At 61.2% G+C, this 17909-nt stretch carries 15 protein-coding genes; 9 read left to right on the top strand and 6 right to left on the bottom strand.

Going from position 1 to position 17909, the window contains the following annotated elements:
• The first annotated feature begins 108 nt into the window (after window positions 1–108).
• Window positions 109–2295 (top strand): hypothetical protein, encoded by a 2187-nt coding sequence (locus ACIPL0_RS05430; protein WP_400592643.1) that lies wholly within the window; start codon window positions 109–111, stop codon window positions 2293–2295.
• Window positions 2296–2636: 341 nt separating this feature from the next.
• Here the strand turns inward: ACIPL0_RS05430 and ACIPL0_RS05425 are convergent, their stop codons facing one another.
• Complete coding sequence (locus ACIPL0_RS05425) at window positions 2637–2936, bottom strand: DUF2288 domain-containing protein (RefSeq protein ID WP_400592645.1); 300 nt, start codon at window positions 2934–2936, stop codon at window positions 2637–2639.
• A 327-nt stretch (window positions 2937–3263) separates the two neighbouring features.
• Here ACIPL0_RS05425 and ACIPL0_RS05420 point away from each other — a divergent pair, with 327 nt between their 5' ends.
• The 5 genes from ACIPL0_RS05420 (at window position 3264) to ACIPL0_RS05400 (ending at window position 8267) form a co-directional block, all read left to right on the top strand.
• Window positions 3264–4391, top strand: a complete 1128-nt coding sequence (locus ACIPL0_RS05420; protein ID WP_400592648.1) for a branched-chain amino acid ABC transporter substrate-binding protein — start codon at window positions 3264–3266, stop codon at window positions 4389–4391.
• Window positions 4392–4609: 218 nt separating this feature from the next.
• Entirely contained in the window at window positions 4610–5539 is a 930-nt protein-coding gene (gene livH / locus ACIPL0_RS05415) for a high-affinity branched-chain amino acid ABC transporter permease LivH (RefSeq protein ID WP_400592651.1), read from the top strand.
• The gene (locus ACIPL0_RS05410; protein ID WP_400592654.1) at window positions 5536–6798 is read left to right on the top strand and encodes a high-affinity branched-chain amino acid ABC transporter permease LivM; all 1263 of its coding nucleotides are present in this window, start codon (window positions 5536–5538) and stop codon (window positions 6796–6798) included. Before livH ends, ACIPL0_RS05410 begins: the two co-directional genes overlap by 4 nt.
• On the top strand, window positions 6798–7565 hold the full coding sequence (gene livG, locus ACIPL0_RS05405; RefSeq protein WP_400592657.1) for a high-affinity branched-chain amino acid ABC transporter ATP-binding protein LivG: 768 nt from the start codon (window positions 6798–6800) through the stop codon (window positions 7563–7565). The genes ACIPL0_RS05410 and livG overlap by 1 nt, the downstream gene beginning before the upstream one ends.
• Window positions 7566–8267, top strand: coding sequence for an ABC transporter ATP-binding protein (locus ACIPL0_RS05400; RefSeq protein WP_400592660.1), 702 nt, complete (start codon window positions 7566–7568; stop codon window positions 8265–8267). It begins immediately after the preceding gene.
• A 191-nt stretch (window positions 8268–8458) separates the two neighbouring features.
• Here ACIPL0_RS05400 and ACIPL0_RS05395 read toward each other — a convergent pair whose 3' ends face one another.
• Complete coding sequence (locus tag ACIPL0_RS05395; protein ID WP_400592663.1) at window positions 8459–9367, bottom strand: LysR family transcriptional regulator; 909 nt, start codon at window positions 9365–9367, stop codon at window positions 8459–8461.
• A 193-nt stretch (window positions 9368–9560) separates the two neighbouring features.
• Between ACIPL0_RS05395 and ACIPL0_RS05390 the strand changes: the two genes are divergently transcribed.
• The 3 genes from ACIPL0_RS05390 to nhaA all read left to right on the top strand — a co-directional run bounded on the left by ACIPL0_RS05390 (window position 9561) and on the right by nhaA (window position 13655).
• Window positions 9561–10241 carry a COG3650 family protein gene (locus ACIPL0_RS05390; protein WP_400592666.1) on the top strand — a complete coding sequence of 227 codons (681 nt, stop codon included), beginning with the start codon at window positions 9561–9563 and terminating at the stop codon, window positions 10239–10241.
• A gap of 272 nt (window positions 10242–10513) precedes the next feature.
• A complete protein-coding gene (locus ACIPL0_RS05385) occupies window positions 10514–12127 on the top strand; it encodes an NAD(P)/FAD-dependent oxidoreductase (RefSeq protein ID WP_400592668.1) in 1614 nt (537 codons plus the stop codon).
• Between the two features lie 352 nt (window positions 12128–12479).
• A complete protein-coding gene (nhaA, locus tag ACIPL0_RS05380; RefSeq protein WP_400592671.1) occupies window positions 12480–13655 on the top strand; it encodes a Na+/H+ antiporter NhaA in 1176 nt (391 codons plus the stop codon).
• Between the two features lie 81 nt (window positions 13656–13736).
• Here nhaA and ACIPL0_RS05375 read toward each other — a convergent pair whose 3' ends face one another.
• The 4 genes from ACIPL0_RS05375 to ACIPL0_RS05360 form a co-directional block, all read right to left on the bottom strand.
• Window positions 13737–14201 carry a glycine zipper 2TM domain-containing protein gene (locus ACIPL0_RS05375; RefSeq protein ID WP_400592674.1) on the bottom strand — a complete coding sequence of 155 codons (465 nt, stop codon included), beginning with the start codon at window positions 14199–14201 and terminating at the stop codon, window positions 13737–13739.
• 219 nt (window positions 14202–14420) lie between these two features.
• Entirely contained in the window at window positions 14421–15068 is a 648-nt protein-coding gene (pdxH, locus tag ACIPL0_RS05370) for a pyridoxamine 5'-phosphate oxidase (protein ID WP_400592677.1), read from the bottom strand.
• 48 nt (window positions 15069–15116) lie between these two features.
• Window positions 15117–16160, bottom strand: a complete 1044-nt coding sequence (locus tag ACIPL0_RS05365) for an OmpA family protein (protein WP_400592680.1) — start codon at window positions 16158–16160, stop codon at window positions 15117–15119.
• A 151-nt stretch (window positions 16161–16311) separates the two neighbouring features.
• On the bottom strand, window positions 16312–17460 hold the full coding sequence (locus ACIPL0_RS05360) for a serine hydrolase domain-containing protein (RefSeq protein ID WP_400592683.1): 1149 nt from the start codon (window positions 17458–17460) through the stop codon (window positions 16312–16314).
• Window positions 17461–17909 lie beyond the last annotated feature (449 nt).

Raw genomic sequence — 17909 nt, 5'->3', positions numbered from 1 at the left:
TAGGGTGCGGCCCTATCGCTCGGCGCCGATCACCCGCTGTAGAGTCGGCGCTTTCTTTTGATGATGGCGCGATGACACTTAGGCGCCATCCCTCAGGCATGGCGTGCAATGACCAATAAATCCGAGGCAGCCGGCGCTGTCACCGAACTCCTGCAGACCGTACTCAACGAGCACAGCATCGTTCCGCAAGGCCATTATCGTCCGCAGCCCGTGCCTACCCAGTCCTATCTTTATTTCACCGAAACCGACACCGACCGCATCCTCGACAACCTCGACGGCCTGCGTGACATGGTGTTTCCGCCGTCGGCGCATTTCGAGGACACCGAAAACCGCGCCGACCAGCAGTTCCCTTCGGTCTGCCTGATCGGCCTGGGCCGCTGCGGCTCGAACATCGCGCTGGACGTCGCCGAACTGGTGTACAACGCCCGCACGTTTTACCTCAACCAATTGAACAACGATGACCGCCTGCGCGACGACAAGGGCTACAGCCCGGCGCGCTGGATCCGCAACAACCTGCGGCTGGTGCAGAACAAGTCGAGCAAGCCGGTGTTTCTGGTCGAGCCGCTGGTGATGCTGGGCGACCTGGACAAGGACATCGCCGGACGCATCCGTTTTTCGCGCAAGGGCGAGAAGAGCGGCTTCATCAAGGACTACAGCAAGATGAAGATCATGGACCTCTCCGAGGTGCATGCCGGCGGCGCCGGTAACGCGCCGATCCTCGGTCAGTACCTGGCCAAGATCATTCTCAACAAGAACACCGAGCACTTTTCCAGCGCCGACTGGAAGCTGATCCACTCCTATCTGATCGATTCCTGCGGCATCAAGGCCAACCAGTCGCGGCTGTACTTCTATATCTTCAGCGCCGGCGGCGGTACCGGCTCGGGCATGGCCTCGGAATTCGGCCTGGCCCAGCAGTACTCGTACATGAACAAGACCTTCGACACCAAGCCGGCCGGCGAGAACGACGGCAAGCGCGGGCGTTCGTTTGTCTTCGAGCCGATCTTCACCAGCGGCATCTGCGTGCTGCCGAACATTTCCGATCACCGCAGCGAAATGTCCGAAGCCCTGCACATCAACGCCGGCCGGCTGCTCTGCAAGTACCTGGCCGAGGAGTGGGACTTCTCGTACAACTTCGAGAACGAAGACAGCAGCGAAGCCAGCGTGATGGGGCGCATTCGCCCATGGAACGCGATGATGCTGATCTCCAACGACATCATGCGCTATGCCGAAGAAAGCGATGACGGCACCATCGAGAACATCGATGTCAACGCCATGGAGCGCCACGCCAACCAGTACATCTCGCAACAGATCTTCAACATTCTGACCGCTCAGGCCGTCACCACCGACTACGACCAGAACTACTTCCGGCGCGCCGGCATCGACATCGGCGAAACCATTCGCCTGGATGCCAACGACCTGTTCATGAGCCTGGCCGGCCCGGTCGCGATTGCCTACGCCGAATCGGTGGTACCGGAAACCCCGCAGGCCGGCTCCGACAAGCTGAAAATCTTCGAAAAAGAGCAGCCGCGTCTGGACATCGACGACTTGTTCTTCCGCTCCATCGACCTGCCGCACTTCAACAAGATGACCCAGGCCATCGAGGGCATCAGCCTGCTGCCGATCGAGTCACGGCGCTACCAGGCGGCCCTTGAACAGTACAAGACGTCCGGCTACGACGCAGCGGCGCTGCACGACCTGCACTTCTTCAAGAATTGCTCGTCGGTGGTGTCGATCGTGTCGCTGCCCAAGGACTACAAGCTGTCGTACATGGACTTGAACCGGCTCAAGACCCACCTCAACAGCCTGTTCCCCAACACCACGCTCAAGCGTTACGCGCTGGTGATCGGCGCTTCGCCGAACCTGTCGCTGACCACCCTGATCGCCAAGAGCCCGTGCCTGTCGGACGATTTCCTGACCCTGATCGTGGCGTTCATCAAGCGCTGCTTCGCGCGCCAGCCCTATCGTTTCGACGACACCCTGGACAACTCGATTCTCGACTTCATCACGAGCGATGAATTCGACGAAAACCGTATCGACGACCTGCTCAACGAATATGAAAACCCGGCGAAGATCCTGGATACCAACTGGTACGCGATCAAACCGATGTACGAAAAGAAATACCGTGAACTGATCGACGACAAAGAGCGTTTCGTGTCGATCAACGACATCCGCATCTCCCGTGAAAGCGTGAAGAAAGCGGTGAAATACCTGCGGGAAATCTACCGTCATCGTATTGGCAAGACCCGGGTGATCTCGCTGAATCAGCATACGGGGAAGACGGGGTATTTGAATTGAGGGTGGGGTTGGGATTTCTTACTCTGATGCCCTTCGGGCGCTGTTCGCCAGCAAGCCGGCTCCTACATTTTTTGCAACGTGCCATGGCCTGATGGACCGGGTTGGTAGCCTTGGTGTTTGGCGTTGATTTTTGTGGTTTACCTTAAAGCGAACAACGCGGTGATGCAGGTGCGGCACGTTGCAAAAAATGTAGGAGCCGGCTTGCTGGCGAACAACGCCCGAAGGGCATCAGAGTAGCCATCCCCAACCAACCCCAAATCTGCTACCACCCGCACACCTGAAGTTACCGACCTACCCACTTTGCCACCATTGTACGCACCAAAATGGCGCGCAAATCTCACTCATGCACGTTCCTGGATCAACACCCAGGGCGCCACCACTACCGCCCACAACTCGGGGTCACGCTCAAGCAGGTCCAGAGCCGTTGATTCAGAGACCTTGCCGACCTCCCCGCTGCCGAGCCAGGCGGCTACCTTGGCCTCGTCATTCTCGGCAAATGCCTCGGCAACCGCGATCAGATCCTGGGTGGGCTCGACCCACAACAGGGCACCCCTGGCAAAGAAAGGTTGCAATTCTTTCCACGAGATCGCGGCCGTTTCGCCAAGCAGTTTGGCATAGAGGGTGCTAGGTTCTTGCGTCATGGGTTTCACCGAATCGAAAGTGCGCGCAATGATAGCGCCGCCGATCGTCTCGACAAACCCGGATTCAAGTGATTGATTGCAGAGAATTTCGCACAGGCCGATAACCGGGACGACCGGTTCGTCAGATAGACCGGCTTGATTGTGTATCTTTCTTTCGATTAAGCGACATAGACAGGTTTTGCCCCCGGTAGCCAGCTTTTCAAGCGCTCGACCGGCGCTCTAAACTGTTCCGGTACAGTTGTCGGGGGTGTGGCCTGGATAAATCAATCCGGTCCTGCAGCTTTGGCCGTCAGGATTATAAAAACTACAACGCAAGAGTGGAGCATCATGACTAAGGGTATTAACCAGATTTCCAAGTTGTTTGCCGCACTGGTTCTGGCGGGGGTTGCCAGCCATTCGTTCGCAGCCGACACCATCAAGATCGGCATCGCCGGCCCGAAAACGGGCGCTGTTGCCCAGTACGGCGACATGCAGTTCAGCGGTGCCAAGATGGCGATCGAGCAGATCAACGCCAAAGGCGGCGTGGACGGCAAGAAGCTTGAGGCCGTTGAATACGACGACGCCTGTGACCCTAAACAAGCGGTCGCGGTCGCCAACAAAGTGGTCAACGATGGCGTGAAATTCGTCGTCGGCCACCTGTGCTCCAGCTCCACTCAGCCTGCTTCGGACATCTACGAAGACGAAGGCGTGATCATGATCACCCCGGCTGCCACCAGCCCGGACATCACCGCTCGTGGCTACAAGCTGGTGTTCCGCACCATCGGCCTGGACAGCGCCCAGGGCCCGGCAGCCGGCGAATACATCGCCAAGCAGGTCAAGCCGAAGATCGTTGCGGTCATCCACGACAAGCAGCAATACGGTGAAGGTATCGCCACCGCGGTCAAGCAGACCCTGGAAAAAGACGGCGTGAAAGTCGCCCTGTTCGAAGGCATCAACGCCGGCGACAAGGACTTCTCCTCGCTGATCGCCAAGATGAAACAAGCCAACGTCGACTTCGTCTACTACGGCGGCTACCACCCTGAGCTGGGTCTGATCCTGCGTCAGGCTCAGGAAAAAGGCCTGAAAGCCGGCTTCATGGGTCCGGAAGGCGTGGGTAACGCCTCGATCTCGCAGATCGCCCAGGACGCTTCCGAAGGCCTGCTGGTGACCCTGCCGAAGTCGTTCGACCAGGATCCGGCGAACAAGGAACTGGTAGCAGCCTTCCAGGCGAAGAAAGAAGACCCGAGCGGCCCATTCGTGTTCCCGGCCTACGCCGCTGTCGAAGTGATCGCCGAAGGCATCAAGACCGCCAAGTCCGAAGACACCGCCAAAGTCGCCGAAGCCATTCACAAAGGCACTTTCAAGACCCCTACCGGCGATCTGTCTTTCGACGCCAAGGGTGACCTGAAAGACTTCAAATTCGTCGTCTACACCTGGCACAAAGATGGCACCAAGACTGAAGCCCCTGTGAAGTAATCACACGCCTCAGGTTGAACCCGAAGCCCACTGCAACAGCAGTGGGCTTTGTTTTAGCTGGCACGCGGGGTTTCACAAGAATTCCGATAGCCTGAACATCTTGAAACCGCACCAGTGAATCACTGGGCTCGTGCCAACGCGGACGTAGATCACGACGCGCGAGCGGGACAAAGACTTCACCAGTGAAACACCGAGAAGGTTTTTAGGAGCGTGGCAAAATGCCCGAGATAGACATCTATCATTTTTTCCAACAGCTCGTTAATGGCATGACCATTGGCAGCACATATGCCTTGATCGCAATTGGCTACACCATGGTCTACGGCATCATCGGCATGATCAACTTCGCCCACGGCGAGGTGTACATGATCGGTTCGTACGTGGCTTTCATTGCCCTGGCCGGCCTGACCATGCTGGGCCTGGACAACCTGCCCCTGCTGATCACCGCTGCATTCGTCGCCAGTATCGTGGTGACCAGTGCCTACGGTTATGCCATCGAGCGCGTGGCCTACCGGCCGCTGCGTGGCAGCAACCGCCTGATCCCTCTGATTTCGGCCATCGGCATGTCGATTTTCCTGCAGAACACCGTGTTGTTGTCGCAGGACTCCAAGGACAAGTCGATCCCCAACCTGATTCCCGGCAACTTCGTGTTCGGCCCCGGCAGTACCCATGAAGTGGTGATCTCCTACATGCAGATCCTGATCTTCATCGTCACCGTGCTGGCCATGCTCGGCCTGACCTGGTTCATCTCCCGTTCCCGTCTGGGCCGCGCCTGCCGCGCCTGTGCCGAGGACATCCGGATGGCCAACCTGCTGGGCATCAACACCAACAACATCATCGCCCTGACCTTCGTCATCGGTGCTGCGCTGGCGGCCGTTGCGGCCGTGCTGCTGAGCATGCAATACGGCGTGATCAACCCCAACGCCGGCTTCCTGGTCGGTATCAAGGCCTTCACCGCTGCGGTGTTGGGCGGTATTGGCAGTATCCCGGGCGCGATGCTCGGTGGTCTGGTGCTGGGTGTCGCCGAAGCGTTCGGTGCCGACGTGTTCGGCGACCAGTACAAGGATGTCGTGGCCTTCGGTCTTCTCGTATTGGTGCTGTTGTTCCGGCCAACCGGCCTGCTCGGCCGTCCGGAGGTTGAAAAAGTATGACCAGGAATCTCAAATCGGCCCTGTTCAGCGCCCTGCTGGTGCTGGCCGTCGCCTACCCGATCCTCGGGCTGAAGCTGGAAATCGTCGGGGTCAATCTGGCCGTGATCGGTGCCAGCACCACCACCGTACTGGTGATCTTCGCCGCCGCCGTGCTGATGTTCCTGCGCGTGCTGTTCAACGAGCAGATCAGCGCCATGTGGCGTTCGCGTCCGCAGACCCAACTGGTGTCGGCCAAGACCAGCAACTTCCTGACCCTGCCTTCGACCCAGCGCTGGTTCCTCGGCGCGATCGTCGTTGCGGCGCTGATCTGGCCGTTCTTCGGCTCGCGCGGCGCAGTGGACATCGCCACCCTGATCCTGATCTACGTGATGCTCGGCCTGGGCCTGAACATCGTGGTCGGTCTGGCGGGCCTGCTGGACCTGGGTTACGTCGGTTTCTACGCCGTCGGCGCCTACACCTACGCCCTGCTGCAGCACTACTTCGGCTTCGGTTTCTGGATCTGCCTGCCACTGGCTGGCCTGGCCTCGGCCACCTTCGGCTTCCTGCTGGGCTTCCCGGTGCTGCGCCTGCGCGGTGACTATCTGGCCATCGTGACCCTGGGCTTCGGTGAAATCATCCGTCTGTTCCTGCGTAACCTGACCGACATCACCGGCGGCCCGAACGGCATCAGCAACATCGAAAAACCGTCGCTGTTCGGCTTGAGCTTCGAGCGCAAGGCCGCTGAAGGCATGCAAACCTTCCACGAGTTCTTCGGCCTGGAATACAACTCCATCAACAAGGTGATCTTCCTCTACCTGATCGCCCTGCTGCTGGCGCTGGCTGCGCTGTTCGTCATCAACCGCCTGCTGCGCATGCCGATCGGCCGTGCCTGGGAAGCGCTGCGCGAAGACGAGATCGCCTGCCGTGCGCTGGGTCTGAACCCTACCGTGATCAAGCTTTCCGCGTTCACCCTGGGTGCCGCATTTGCCGGTTTCGCCGGCAGCTTCTTCGCCGCACGTCAGGGTCTGATCACACCAGAGTCGTTCACCTTCCTCGAATCGGCGATCATCCTCGCGATCGTCGTGCTGGGTGGCATGGGCTCGCAACTGGGCGTGATCCTGGCGGCGGTGGTGATGATCCTGCTGCCCGAACTGCTGCGTGAATTCAGCGAATACCGCATGCTGGGCTTCGGCGCCTTGATGGTGCTGATGATGATCTGGCGTCCTCAGGGCTTCCTGCCGATGCAGCGTCCCGTCATGAAACTCAAGGGGGAACGCTGATGAGCCGTCCACTTCTGCAGGCTTCTGGCCTGAGCATGCGCTTCGGCGGTCTGCTGGCGGTCAACGGCGTCGGCCTGACCGTGAACGAAAAGCAGGTCGTGTCGATGATCGGCCCCAACGGCGCCGGCAAGACCACCGTGTTCAACTGCCTGACCGGCTTCTACAAACCGACCGCCGGCACCATTCTGCTGGACGGCGAACCGATCCAGGGTCTGGCCGGCCATCAGATCGCCCGCAAGGGTGTGGTGCGGACTTTCCAGAACGTGCGTCTGTTCAAGGAAATGACCGCCGTGGAAAACCTGCTGGTCGCCCAGCACCGCCACCTGAACACCAACTTCCTGTCCGGCCTGTTCAAGACCCCGTCGTATCGCAAGAGCGAGCGCGAGGCCATGGAATACGCCGAGCACTGGCTGGAAGCGGTGGATCTGAAAGACTTCGCCAACCGCCCTGCCGGCACTCTGGCCTACGGTCAGCAACGCCGTCTGGAAATCGCCCGCTGCATGATGACCCGCCCGCGGATTCTCATGCTCGACGAACCGGCTGCCGGTCTGAACCCCAAGGAAACCGAAGATCTCAAGGCGCTGATCGGTGTGCTGCGTAACGAGCACAACGCGACCGTTCTGCTGATCGAACACGACATGAAGCTGGTCATGAGCATTTCCGACCACATCGTGGTGATCAACCAGGGCACGCCTCTGGCCGACGGCACGCCGGAGCAGATCCGTGACAATCCTGATGTGATCAAAGCCTACCTGGGGGAAGCGTAAATGCTGCAGTTCGACAACGTTTCCACCTTCTACGGCAAGATCCAGGCGCTGCATGGCGTCAGCATCGATGTGCAGAAAGGTGAAATCGTCACCCTGATCGGCGCCAACGGCGCCGGCAAATCCACCCTGCTGATGACCCTCTGCGGGTCGCCCCGCGCCCACAGCGGCAGCATCCGCTACATGGGCGAGGAACTGGTCGGTCTGGATTCCTCGGTGATCATGCGCAAGAGCATCGCGGTGGTGCCGGAAGGCCGCCGCGTGTTTGCCCGCCTGACCGTCGAGGAAAACCTGGCCATGGGCGGTTTCTTCACTGACAAGCGCGATTATCAGGAGCAGATGGACAAGGTCCTGCACCTGTTCCCGCGCCTGAAGGAGCGCTTCAACCAGCGCGGCGGCACCATGTCCGGCGGCGAACAGCAGATGCTCGCCATCGGCCGGGCGCTGATGAGCAAACCCAAGTTGCTGCTGCTCGACGAGCCGTCGCTGGGTCTGGCGCCGATCATCATTCAGCAGATCTTCGAGATCGTCGAACAGCTGCGCCGTGATGGCGTGACCGTGTTCCTGGTCGAGCAGAACGCCAACCAGGCGCTGAAAATCGCCGACCGCGCCTACGTTCTGGAAAACGGCCGGGTGGTGATGAAAGGCACCGGTGCGGAGTTGCTGGTCGATCCGAAAGTGCGGGATGCGTATCTGGGCGGTTGATGCCGCTGTGGGAGCCCGCTTGCTGACGAACAAGGTGGGTAATCCGCCATCGAGGTGGCTGAACTGACGCGTTCGCCAGCAAGCCGGCGCCTACGGAACTCATGCTGCCTTTGTGGGAGCGGGCTTGCCCGCGAAGGGACGAAGTCCCGACAAAAAACGGCCTCTCGGGGCCGTTTTTTTGTGCCCACGATTCAGAGCTGTTGCAGCGCCACACTGCTGCGCTCGAACCAGTCGCCGAGAAAATCCGCCATCACCTGAATCCGCCGGGGCAGTTGCCCTTCGCACGGGTGCACCAGAAACAGCGACGACACCGGGGTCTGGTAGTCACGCAACAGCCACTGCAACTCCCCGTCCTTCAGTTCACGAGCGACCATGTACGACGGCAGGCGGGCAATGCCGGCGCCGCTGAGTGCAGCCTTCTTCAGCAGGCCGTAGTGGTTGCTGGCGAAGGTGCCGCGCACATTGACCCGGGTCAGTTCGTGGTTCTGCTGATAGACCCAGGTTTCGCGGCCGGCGTAATGGCTGTTGAGCAGGCAACGATGAGTGCGCAACGCATCGGGAGTCTGCGGCCTGCCGTTGACCGCCAGATATCCGGGACTGGCGCAGGTCAGCTCCTGCAGCGACAACAGCGGCCGCGCCACCAGACGCTCGTCGATGCCCACGCTGGAGCGGATACCCAGATCGAAACCGTCGCGGCGCAGATCGCGAAACTGATTGTTCACGTCCAGCTCGACCTGCACGTCCGGGTAGGTGCGGGCGAACTCGTTGAGCAGGCCCTCGAACATGGTTTCGCCAAGCGACAACGGCACCGTCAGGCGCACCGTGCCGACCAGGCTCTCGCTGAGCCAGGCCATGGCGTCGCGCACCCGGTCGCGCTGGGCGAGCAGGGCTCGGGCTTCCGGCAACAGGATAGCGCCCGCCGAGGTCAGGGTCAGGCTGCGCGTGGTGCGGTGCAGCAGGGTCACGCCGTAGTTCTTTTCCAGCTTGCTGATGCGCTTGGACAGCTGACTGGTGCTGGTGTCCAGCCACTGCGCCGCCAGGGTGAAACTGTTGGCTTGCACCAGCATGGCGAACGCCGCCAGATCGTCCATCTCGCTCATGATTGTTTCCTTTCTGACAAATCGGGATGGCCGTTCGAGGGTTTTATCGGGAGGAAAAAGCCGATAGTAGTGACAGCGCCTTGATCGGCAAACTATTCGAACGGACATACCCTTTCGATCGCATCGGCACGCTCAACCCTTGTGATGAACGAGCAGCCTGAGTAACGTGGCGGCACCTGATTGGAGACCGCCCATGCTCACCGCCCGTTCTGCTGTTCTGTTCGCCTTGCTGCCGCTGTTTGCCGGTTGCCAGTGGCTGCCGTCCAAACCTGCCGACAACACGGTGTCCACAGCCGGCATGATCCGCATGCAGGGCATTCTCAGCGGTGACAAGGGCAAGCTGTTCTTCCAGCCGTGCAGCGAGCAGCGCCGCTATGTGGTACTGGATAACGGCAACACCGGCATCCTGCAGGAAGCCGCTTCGGTGGTGGACAAGGACGGCAAGGCGTTCGCCGACGTGCGCGGCAATTTCGTCGCCAGTCGCGCCCAAGGCAGCGACGGCCAGGCCGACGTCTATCAGTTGTACCGCATCGAGCGACCGGCCGGTGCCTGCGAAGACCCCAACTTCAAGCGCCTGACCATCCACGCCAGCGGCAACGGGCCTAAATGGAACCTCAACGCCAGCGGCAAGGGCCTGGTGCTGGAGCGTGAAGGTCGCGAGCCGTTCGCCGTGCCGTACATGGAAGAGCAAATGCCCGAAGGCCGCTTCAATCTGATCACCGATGCCAACGACCAGCACGTCGAGCTGTACGTCGCGCCGCAGCGCTGTGTCGACCCGGCCAATGGCTCGGTGCAGCACCTGACGGCAGAACTGCGCGTCAACGGCCAGGTCCAGCGCGGTTGCGCGTATTTTGGCGGGATGCGCAACGACTGATAGAGCCACATTGCAGGAGCATTGAGATCACTGCTTTTTGTAGGAGTGAGCTTGCTCGCGATTACAGTGTACCTGTCAACTCATCTGACTCTGACAGATCGCAATCGCGAGCAAGCTCACTCCTACATTTTCGAGCCGGTACCTGACCAAAACGGCGCAAAGGTTTTCGACATCGTCGGCTTCCCCCACCGCTCCCCGCCCAATGTGGCTTATAATCGCCGGTTCTTGTAGCGCTGCCGGGCCGATCCTGCGGCCCGAAACCGGACCTTTTCATGTTACGAATCACCGAACTCAAACTGCCGCTGGATCACGCGGACGAAGAACTGCGCGTCGCACTTGTGCAGCGTCTGGGCATCGCCGACGCCGATCTGCTGGATTTCACCCTGTTCAAGCGCAGCTATGACGCGCGCAAGAAATCCACCGAGCTGCATTTCATCTACACCCTCGACTTCCAGGTCCGCGACGAAGCGGCCCTGCTCAAGCGCCTGGGTAATGACACCCACGTCGGTCCGGCGCCGGACGTCAGCTACAAGGTGGTCGGCCACGCCCCCGCCGACCTGCAGGAGCGCCCGCTGGTGGTCGGCTTCGGTCCGTGTGGCATCTTCGCCGGCCTGCTGCTGGCGCAGATGGGCTTCAAGCCGATCATTCTCGAACGCGGCAAGGAAGTCCGTCAGCGCACCAAGGACACCTGGGGCCTGTGGCGCAAAAACGTGCTCAACCCCGAGTCCAACGTGCAGTTCGGCGAAGGCGGCGCGGGCACGTTCTCCGACGGCAAGCTCTACAGCCAGATCAAGGACCCGAAATTCCACGGTCGCAAAGTCCTGCACGAGTTCGTCAAGGCCGGTGCGCCGGAAGAAATTCTCTACGTCAGCAAGCCGCACATCGGCACGTTCCGCCTGACCGGCGTGGTCGAAAACATGCGCGAGCAGATCATCGCCCTGGGCGGTGAAGTGCGCTTCCAGCAGCGCGTCACCGACGTGCTGATCGATGACGGCCAACTGCATGGCGTGGTACTCGACAGTGGCGAGCAGATCGAATCCCGCCACGTGATCATGGCCCTCGGTCACAGCGCCCGCGACACCTTCCGCATGCTCCACGGTCGTGGCGTGTTCATGGAAGCCAAGCCGTTCTCGGTGGGTTTCCGCATCGAACACCCACAAGGCCTGATCGACCGCGCGCGCCTGGGCAAATACGCCGGCCACCCGAAACTCGGCGCTGCCGACTACAAGCTGGTGCACCACGCCAAGAATGGCCGTTCGGTGTACAGCTTCTGCATGTGCCCCGGCGGCACCGTGGTCGCCGCCACGTCGGAGCCGAACCGCGTGGTCACCAACGGCATGAGCCAGTACTCGCGCAACGAGCGTAACGCCAACTCGGGCATCGTCGTCGGCATCACCCCGGACGAAGACTATCCGGGCAGCCCGCTGGCCGGCATCGAGTTGCAGGAGCGTCTGGAGTCCCACGCCTACATCATGGGCGGCGAGAACTACGAAGCGCCGGCACAACTGGTCGGCGACTTCATCGCCGGCAAGGCGTCCACCGAACTGGGCACGGTCGAGCCGTCCTACAAGCCGGGCGTGAAACTGACCGACCTGGCCGACGCCCTGCCCGCCTTCGCCATCGAGGCGATCCGTGAGGCATTGCCGGCGTTCGACAAGCAGATCAAGGGTTTCTCCCAGCACGACGCGGTGTTGACCGGCATCGAGACCCGCACCTCCTCGCCACTGCGCATCACCCGTGGCGCCGACATGCAGAGCCTCAACGTCAAAGGCCTGTTCCCGGCCGGCGAAGGCGCCGGTTATGCCGGCGGCATCATGTCGGCAGGCGTGGACGGCATCCGCATCGCCGAAGCGCTGGCGAAGAGCATGTTGGGCATCACCGAATAAAGCAGGACCCCGCTGTAGGAGCGCGCTTGCCCGCGATAGCAGTGTGTCAGCTACCGCAGCATCGGCTGATAAAACGTCATCGCGAGCAAGCTCACTCCTACAAACCCCATACCTGTAGGAGTGAGCTTGCTCGCGATGGGGCCAACCTGGGCACCGCCGACTCCAGACAGAGATATTTCCTACACACCTCGTAGATCAAGCCCTGCAGCACTTTGTAACGATTCTTTCAAATCCGTTGTATACAGAATCATCTCTGATTTTTAATAACCAAATCGAATATAACTTTTGTTTTCAGAAATAAGCCACCGGGTTAGGGTGTCTCCTCCTTTGCGCATGTCCATGGAGTGTGACCTTGCCCGTACGCAATACTTTCAAACGTTTCTTCCAGCTTGAGGCTGCTGGCGGGTTGCTGCTGATCGCCGCTGCCGCCCTCGCCCTGATCATCAACAACTCGCCCCTGTCCTGGCTCTACACCGACCTGCTCGACGTCCCGGTGGTGGCCCAGATCGGCGCCCTGAAAATCGCCAAACCCCTGCTGCTGTGGATCAACGACGGCCTGATGGCGGTGTTCTTCCTGCTGATCGGTCTGGAGGTCAAGCGCGAAGTGCTGTCGGGGCACCTGTCGCGCCCTTCGCAAGTGGTATTGCCCGGAGCCGCCGCCATTGGCGGGATGGTCGTGCCGGCGCTGATCTTCGTGGCCCTGAACAAGGATAATCCGGCTGCAATGAGTGGCTGGGCCATCCCCATGGCCACGGATATCGCCTTTGCCCTCGGCGTGCTGGCCCTGCTCGGCAAGCGTGTGCCGGTATCGCTCAAGCTGTTTCTGATGACGCTGGCGATCATCGACGACCTGGGTGCGATCATCGTCATCGCGTTGTTCTATTCGGGTGAGCTGTCCAGCCTGTCACTGGCAGTCGCGGCGGCGGCGATTGTCGGCCTGATTGCCTTGAACCGGCTGGGCGTGGTGAAACTGGCGCCGTACGTGCTGCTGGGCATCGTGCTGTGGGTCTGCGTACTCAAGAGTGGCGTCCACGCGACCCTGGCCGGCGTGGTGCTGGCGTTCTGCATTCCGCTGAAAACCGGCAAGGACACTCCGTCGCCGCTACAACAGCTGGAACACGGCCTGCATCCGTGGGTGGCCTACGGCATCCTGCCGCTGTTCGCCTTCGCCAACGCTGGTGTGCCACTGGCTGGCGCGACGCTGGAGAGTTTCACCCACGCGGTACCGCTGGGCATTGCGCTAGGCCTGCTGGTGGGCAAGACCGTCGGCGTGTTCGGCCTGACCTGGCTGGCGATCAAGACCGGCATGGCCGTGCTGCCAACCGGCGCCAACTGGGGTCAGGTACTGGGCGTTTCGGTGCTGTGTGGCATCGGTTTCACCATGAGCCTGTTTGTCGGCTCTCTGGCGTTCGTGCCGGGTCAGAGCGAGTTTGCCGGGATGGACCGCATGGGCATTCTCACCGGCTCGATCCTGGCAGCGCTGCTCGGTTACGCGCTGACGGCAATGTCCAGCCGCAAGGTCGCGTGATAGCAGCGGCCGGAAAATGAAAACGCCCCGACAAGTCGGGGCGTTTTCATGTCTACAGCTGTCAGATCAACCGCGCAGGGCTCAGTGGCTCACGCGGCTGGTGCCGTTGACGGTCATGATGCGGACACGCTCGCCAACGCGGAAAATTTCGTTTTCCTGCACTTCCTGGACATAGGCGCGCATGCTGCCGTCGTCTTCACGCACGGTAATCTCGACACCTTGGGCACGGGTCAGACCGCCTTCGGCTGCCGAACCCAGCAGACCACCGGCAACCGCGCCGATGACCGCCGTAACGATACTGCCGCGACCACCACCGATGGCGCTACCGCCAACACCGCCGACAATCGCACCGGCACCGGCACCGATCGGGGTTTTGGTGCCTTCGATTTTCACCGGACGCAACGACTCGATGGTGCCCAGGCGAACGGTCTGCACTTGGCGAGCTTCATCGCGGGAATACGAGTCGCCGGTCAGGCTCGATGTGCAGCCGCCCAGCGTCAGCGCCATGGCGGTGAACGAAGCAACCAACAGAACAGACTTACGCATAAGGTTTTCTCCAGAGGAACAGGTAGCCATTAGACTCTGCGACGTCAGCCGATGTCACGGGCCTGTACCGATAATTTACGTTTATTCAGGCGTGATACAGCAACACGCCGACGTCTACGGGTATGGACGACGGCGTGCGGCATTGATTCAAGGAAATGCACTTGAGGTCGATCAACTGCGCGCCTGCCTAGGCGCCATATGACCGCAGAGTCCCCTTGTTCAAGGGGCCAAACGTTCGAGCGTCCATTGCCCGTCCGTTAAACGATAGTTCAAACGGTCGTGCAGTCGACTCGGTCGTCCCTGCCAGAATTCGATACGGTCCGGCACCAGGCGATAACCACCCCAGTGTTCCGGGCAATCGGGCTGGGTATCGCTGAAACGCGCCTCGGTGGCCTTGAGCAGACCTTCCAGTTCTTCGCGATTGGCAATCACCCGGCTTTGCGGCGAGGCCCACGCCCCCAGGCGGCTGCCCAGCGGGCGTACCTGAAAATAGGCATCGGACTCGGCATGGCTGACTTTCGCCACCTGCCCTTCGATCCGCACCTGACGTTCCAGGGTAGGCCAGAAGAACGTCATGGCAGCGTAGGGCCGGGCCATCAGTTGCTGGCCCTTGGCGCTGTGGTAGTTGGTGAAGAAGGTGAAGCCTTGCGCGTCCAGCCCTTTGAGGAGCAGCACCCGGCAGTGCGGGCGACCGTCGGCATCGACAGTCGCCAGGGTCATGGCGTTGGCTTCCACCGGCGCCTGTTCGGTTTTCACCGCTTCGTCGAACCACTGATGGAACAGCGCAAAAGGTTCTTCCGGGGCCTGGGCCTCGGTCAAACCTTCGCGGGCGTAGTTGCGACGCATATCAGCCAGACGCTGGCTCATCACTGCCTTCCTTTATCGAAATCCGTGGACGGGATCGCGATATTACCCTCAGTTGCTGCTGGCCTGCGCGTCGGCAGCCGGTTTCTTCGCAGCGGCCTTGGCCGGAGTGGCCTTTTTCGCTGGCGTCGCTTTCTTGGCTGGGGCCTTCTTCGCTGCTGCCTTGGCCGGCGCGGCTTTCTTCGCTGCCGGGGCAGCCTTGGCCGGAGCCGCCTTGACGGCCGGGGCCGGCGCAGCCGGTTTGGTTTCCTGAGCGGCGGCAACCATGGTCGGTGCCGGCGCTGGCAGGTTGTACTTGGCCAGCAGGGCGACCATCGAATCCTGTGGCGTCAGGATGATTTCCACGCGACGGTTCTGTGCCTTGGCCGAGGCCGTATCGGCGCTCGCACGAGGCAGCGTCGCGCCCATGCCACGCAGGTTCAGACGGTTACGCTCCAGGCCGCTGAGGCGGAAGATCGCTGCCACCGACTGAGCACGCTGCTGGCTGATCTTGAGGTTGGTGTCGCTGGCGACGTCCGCATGACCGAGGACCAGCACGGCGGATTTCTGATCGCCCTCGACGATCTTGGCCATACGGGTGATCGGGCCGAGGTTGATCGGCAGCAGCATTTCCGGGCGGTCCGGGTTGAAGGTGCTGTCTACCGGCGCGGTCACCACCAGCACGTCTTCACGGCGCTCGAATTCGAATTTGCTGTCCTTGATCGCCTCGCGCACGCGCGGCTCGTACTGGTCGAGCCAGGCCTGGGTCACTTTCGGGTCGACCTTCGGCGCAACAGGCGCGGCGTCTTTCTTCGCCTCGCTGCTGCCGAACGGCCACCACCACTTGCTGCCGTCATCGGCTTTGGCCACAGCCGGCTTGGCCGCCGGTTGGGTTGCCGCGACGTCAGGCTTCTTGTCGGTCTGACCGTGATCGGAGCCGAACGGCCAGTACCAGTGGCTACCGCTCTCGGCTTCGGTCTTGGCGACCTCGGCAGCGGCAGAACCGGCTTGCGGTTTGGTCGGTGCACCAGCGCTGGCGCTGGAATCATGAGGCGTTTGCGCGCAGCCGGTGACGGCGAGACACAGGGCAAAAGCAAGACTTTTGTTGGCAGACATGGGTGATTCACACCAGTAATTGATCAGAAAATGAACGAAGCAGCGCCCATATAACACGCATAAACGCCGAGTTGGAAAAAGAAACCGCCCTACGGTTCCGTTATGGGCGGTTTAACTGACAGTCGGTAGAACAAGCACTTATCGGTGACTGTTATAGCAAACACTCACCAAGCGCCCGGACTAGACGTTGCGCACGCGGATCCATCAGCACATACGGACCCAATGTGTTAGTCACGAAGCCAAAGGCCACATCGTGCTCCGGATCGGCGAAACCGACCGAGCCACCGGCTCCCGGATGACCAAAGGCTTTGGCGCCCAGGCCATAGGTGGCATTCGGCACTGTCGGCTGATCGAGCATGCAGCCCAGACCGAAGCGGGTCTGGGTCAGCAGGGTCTTGTCCTGGCCAATGCTGTGCTCGCGGGTCAGCTCATTGAGCAGTTCGGCTTCCAGCAGGCTGCCGTCGAGCAGGCCGCTGTAGAAGCCGGCCAGGCTGCGCGCGTTGCCGTGGCCGTTGGCCGCCGGTTGCTGCATGCGCCGCCACTCCGGCTTGTTGGTGCTGGTCATGATGGACGGCGGGTTGGTGAACGCTCGCGCGGTCATCGACGTGGGTTCTTTCATGGTCGCCTGCAGCAGGCGCTGGGCCGCTTCGTCGCCAGCATTGCCCTTGCCCCGGGCGATATGCGCGACCCGGTGGAATTCTTCGTCAGGCAGGCCGACGTGGAAGTCCAGCCCCAAAGGTCGGGCAATCCGCGCAGCAATGGATTCGCCCGGTCCACGACCGTCGGCGCGGCGAATCATCTCGCCTACCAGCCAGCCGTAGGTGATCGCGGCGTAACCGTGCCCGTCCCCCGGTGTCCACCAGGGTTGTTCGGCGGCCAGCGCAGCGGTCATGGCCTGCCAGTCGTACAGCGCCTCGGCGGGCAGCATGTCGCGAATCGCCGGCAGACCGGCCTGATGGCAGAGCAACTGGCGCAGGGTTACCGACTGTTTGCCGGCCGCCGCGAATTCCGGCCACAGGCGCGACACCGGTGCGTCGAGGTCCAGCTTGCCTTCGCCCACCAGTTGCAGCGCGGTGACAGCGGTGAAGGTCTTGGTGCAGGAGAACAGGTTGGCGATGGTATCGCTGTGCCAGACCTCGGCACCGTCCTTGTCTGCCGTACCGGCCCACAGGTCGAGTACGGTCTGCCCGCCGATCTGCACACACAACGCCGCGCCACGCTCCTGCGGAGCGTCGAACAACTCGGCGAACGCCTCGCGCACGGCTTCGAATTGAAGCTCGAAATAGCCTTGAATCTGCACGATGTCGCTCTCCGGTGGGGGCTGCTGAAAATGGCGTGCATTGTTCCAGCGATTGGGGGATTTGGGAACTGCGTTACCGTATCCGCCACGCTACAAAACCCTGTAGGAGCTGGCTTGCCCTGCGAGCGGGCCGGGGTCGCGTCCGACCGAAGCGGTCGTAAATCCGGTAAATGCGCTGTGCCAGACACATCACTGGCCGTGACACACCGCATTCGCGAGCAGGGCTCCCTCCCACTGGCTTTAGGGTGTTTGGACTCTCTCGGCACGGCGCGCCTATTACTGTAGGAGCTGGCTTGCCCTGCGACCGACTGCGAAGCGGTCGTAAATCCGCTAAATGCGGTGTGCCAGACACATCAATGGCCGTGACACACCGCATTCGCGAGCAGGGCTCCCTCCCACTGGCTTTAGGGTGTTTGGACTCTCTCGGCACGGCGCGCCTATCCGTGTAG

The sequence above is a fragment of the Pseudomonas sp. NPDC090208 genome (assembly GCF_044746785.1).
GTDB lineage: Bacteria > Pseudomonadota > Gammaproteobacteria > Pseudomonadales > Pseudomonadaceae > Aquipseudomonas.
The sequence above is the reverse complement of the archived record's forward strand: the minus strand, read 5'-3'. Positions and strand labels throughout refer to the sequence as shown.